At 65.2% G+C, this 3,056-nt stretch carries 4 protein-coding genes; all 4 read right to left on the bottom strand.

Annotated elements, in window-relative coordinates; all coding sequences use genetic code 11:
* Window positions 1-81 precede the first annotated feature (81 nt).
* On the bottom strand, window positions 82-261 hold the full coding sequence (locus IL54_RS08545) for a hypothetical protein (protein ID WP_037474787.1): 180 nt from the start codon (window positions 259-261) through the stop codon (window positions 82-84).
* 5 nt (window positions 262-266) lie between these two features.
* A complete protein-coding gene (locus tag IL54_RS08540) occupies window positions 267-1,556 on the bottom strand; it encodes an adenylosuccinate synthase (protein WP_037474785.1) in 1,290 nt (429 codons plus the stop codon).
* Between the two features lie 132 nt (window positions 1,557-1,688).
* Complete coding sequence (locus IL54_RS08535) at window positions 1,689-2,819, bottom strand: ATP phosphoribosyltransferase regulatory subunit (RefSeq protein ID WP_037474782.1); 1,131 nt, start codon at window positions 2,817-2,819, stop codon at window positions 1,689-1,691.
* Window positions 2,816-3,056 (bottom strand): endonuclease domain-containing protein (locus IL54_RS22875; protein WP_037478165.1); only part of this gene is annotated, 241 nt, incomplete at its 5' end. The genes IL54_RS08535 and IL54_RS22875, both read right to left, overlap by 4 nt.

The raw sequence follows: 3,056 nt of genomic DNA, 5'->3' as shown, positions 1-3,056 counted from the left end.
AGATGGCGCAATCCAGCAGCCACTCCAAACAACTCTATACAAACAGACGGGATAAAACACCTTCGCCGGGGAACAACGGATTCACCGCAATTTAGCGATGTTCAACCCGTCTTCCTTGGCGCGGGCCTTGGTCGATTCCTCGGTCCGGGTCAGCGCCTTGGCGATCGCCTTCAGCCCCATGCCCTTCTTGGCCAGCGTGTGCAGCTTCTGGATTTCGTCCTGCGTCCAGGGCTGCCGGTGCCGTTCGAACTTCTCCGCCATTGCCCTTAATCCGCGAAGGGATCGCGCACGAGGATGGTATCCTCGCGCTCTGGGCTGGTGGAGACGAGCGTTACCGGGCAACCGATGAGCTCTTCGATCCGGCGGATATATTTGATCGCCTGCGCGGGCAATTCGGCCCAGCTGCGCGCGCCAGCCGTGGTGTCATGCCAGCCTTCGATGCTTTCGTAGATCGGCTGGGCCTTGGCCTGATCCTGCGCATGGGCGGGCAGATAGTCGAACGTCTGCTCGCCAATCTTGTAGCCGACGCAGATTTGCAGCGTGTCGAACCCGTCCAGCACGTCGAGCTTGGTGAGCGCGATGCCGGTGACGCCCGATACCGCGACCGACTGGCGGACCAGTACGGCGTCGAACCAGCCGCAGCGGCGCTTGCGCCCGGTGACGGTGCCAAATTCATGGCCGCGCTCGCCCAGCCGCTGGCCGGTGGCGTCCTCCAGCTCGGTGGGGAACGGGCCGGAGCCGACGCGGGTGGTATAGGCCTTGACGATGCCCAGCACGAAGCCAGCCGCATTGGGGCCAAGGCCGGTGCCGCTCGCAGCCGTGCCCGCGACCGTATTGGACGAGGTGACGAAGGGATAAGTGCCATGGTCGATGTCGAGCAACGTGCCCTGTGCGCCTTCGAACAGGATGCGCTTGCCCGCCGCCTTGGCGCGGTTGAGCGTCAGCCAGACCGGCTTGACGAAGGGCAGGATGAAGTCGGCGATCTCGGTCAATTCCGCCATCAGCGCGGCGCGGTCGATCGGCGGTTCGCCAAAGCCGGTGCGCAATGCGTCATGATGGGCGGTCAGGCGATCCAGCTGTGGGCCAAGATCGTCGAGATGGGCAAGATCGCACACGCGGATGGCGCGGCGGCCGACCTTGTCTTCATAGGCAGGACCAATGCCGCGCCGGGTGGTGCCGATCTTGCCCGCACCGCTGGCATCTTCGCGCAGTCCATCGAGGTCGCGGTGGAAGGGCAGGATCAGCGGGCAGGTTTCGGCGATCTGAAGATTGTCGGGCGTGATGGTGACGCCCTGCGCGGATAATTTGGCAACCTCATCGCGGAAATGCCAGGGGTCCAGCACCACGCCATTGCCGATGACGCTGAGCGTGCCACGCACGATGCCCGACGGCAGCAGCGAGAGCTTATAGACCTTCTCGCCGACGACGAGCGTGTGGCCCGCATTATGGCCGCCCTGGAAACGGGCGACGACATCGGCGCGCTCCGACAGCCAATCGACGATCTTGCCCTTGCCCTCGTCACCCCATTGGGCGCCGATCACGGTTACATTTGCCATGGATACAGATCTCCGCCCGCCGCGCGGACCGGCCATGCCCTTCGACGGGACTCGGCATGCCGGTAGGATCGATTGGGCGCAAAGCCGCCCTGTTCGCGCGGCGGTTAGCCCTGCCGCAGCCCTCAAGTCAAGTCAGAAGGGGCGAAACTCCGCGCCGTCGAGCCAGTGCGAACAGCGCAGCTTCGCGCCATCCTCATCCCCGACCAGCGCCGCGACGGTGTGCCAGCCTTCGGCGCGCAGTTCGGCGGCGCGGGTCGCATCGGCGCCCAGCGGCAGGAACAGGCGCTTGGGCGTTTCGCCGCCAAAGCCTGCGTCGATCAAGGGATCGGGATAGAGCGAGAAGCCCATTGCCGGTTCATCCTGCCCATTGGCGTGGCAGATCGCATAGCTGCCGCCGCGTCCGATTTCGCCGATGAACCCTTCGGCGAAGATCGAAAAGCCGAACCAGTTCTGATATTCGAAGCCATGCCGTTCGGTCGGGTCGAGCGTTAGCGTGATGTCCCAGCCGATCGGCTTGGCGATGGCGCGCAGGCCCGCGATACGGCTGTCGATCGCGCCGCCCAGGCTTGCGTTGAAGGCTTCCAAGCGCTCCATCGCGGCGTGGAACGGGCCGGTCGCTTCGATGAGGGGCAGATAGGCGGCGGCTTGCGGGCCAAGCGCCACAAGAGCGCCCGCATCCTTGGCGTCGAGTTCGGTACGCACCGCTTCCAACTCGCCCGCCGCCAATGGCAGCGGCCCGGCGGCCAGCATGTCGATCAGGTCGGGCAGGGTGAAGTCGATGGTGAGGCCGGTGACGCCCGCCGCCTGCAACGCTTCGATCGCGACATTGACGATCTCCACGGCAGCGGCGACGCTGTCGGTGCCGATCAGTTCAGCGCCGACCTGCAATTTCTCGCGCTCCGGGCGCAACTGGTTGGCCTTGAGGCGGATGACTGGCCCGGCATAGGAAAGGCGCAAGGGACGCGGCGCGGCGGCGAGGCGCGTGGCGGCGATGCGGCCGACCTGCGCGGTCATGTCCGGGCGCAGCGCCAGACTGCGCTGCGACACGGGATCGACGGCGCGGACCATATCCTGCGCGCGCATGGATTTGAGGCGCTGGGTGAGCGTGTCTTCGAATTCCGCGAGCGGGGGCATGACCCGCTCATAGCCATGGGTCGCCACCGTATCGAGCACGCGGCGCGCGAGGCGCGCGGAGGCTTCGGCCTGGGGCGGCAGGCGGTCGGATAATCCTTCGGGAAGAAGGCCGGGCGGGATCATGGTCATACCTTAGCTCCCTCCCCCTTGGGGGGAGGGTTGGGGAGAGGGGGAGTATGCAACGCCTGCGCAATCACGCCCAACACGCTCTCGATATTGTGCATGACATCGGAATTGGCAAAACGGATCACAGTATAGCCCAGCGATTCCAGAAACTCGGTTCGTCGGGCGTCATAGCGATCTTTGGCGGAATGTGTATCCCCATCAACTTCGATGATGAGGCGCGCGGCCTTTGAGGCGAAATCA

Source organism: Sphingobium sp. ba1, assembly GCF_000743655.1.
In the GTDB taxonomy this organism is placed as follows: Bacteria; Pseudomonadota; Alphaproteobacteria; order Sphingomonadales; family Sphingomonadaceae; genus Sphingobium.
The sequence above is the reverse complement of the archived record's forward strand: the minus strand, read 5'-3'. Positions and strand labels throughout refer to the sequence as shown.

Excerpts from the sequence above, each read along its gene's own strand:
- IL54_RS08540 (WP_037474785.1), bottom strand. The coding sequence starts at position 1,556 with ATGGCAAATGTAACCGTGATCGGCGCCCAATGGGGTGACGAGGGCAAG.
- IL54_RS08535 (WP_037474782.1), bottom strand. The coding sequence starts at position 2,819 with ATGACCATGATCCCGCCCGGCCTTCTTCCCGAAGGATTATCCGACCGC.
- IL54_RS08545 (WP_037474787.1), bottom strand. The coding sequence starts at position 261 with ATGGCGGAGAAGTTCGAACGGCACCGGCAGCCCTGGACGCAGGACGAA.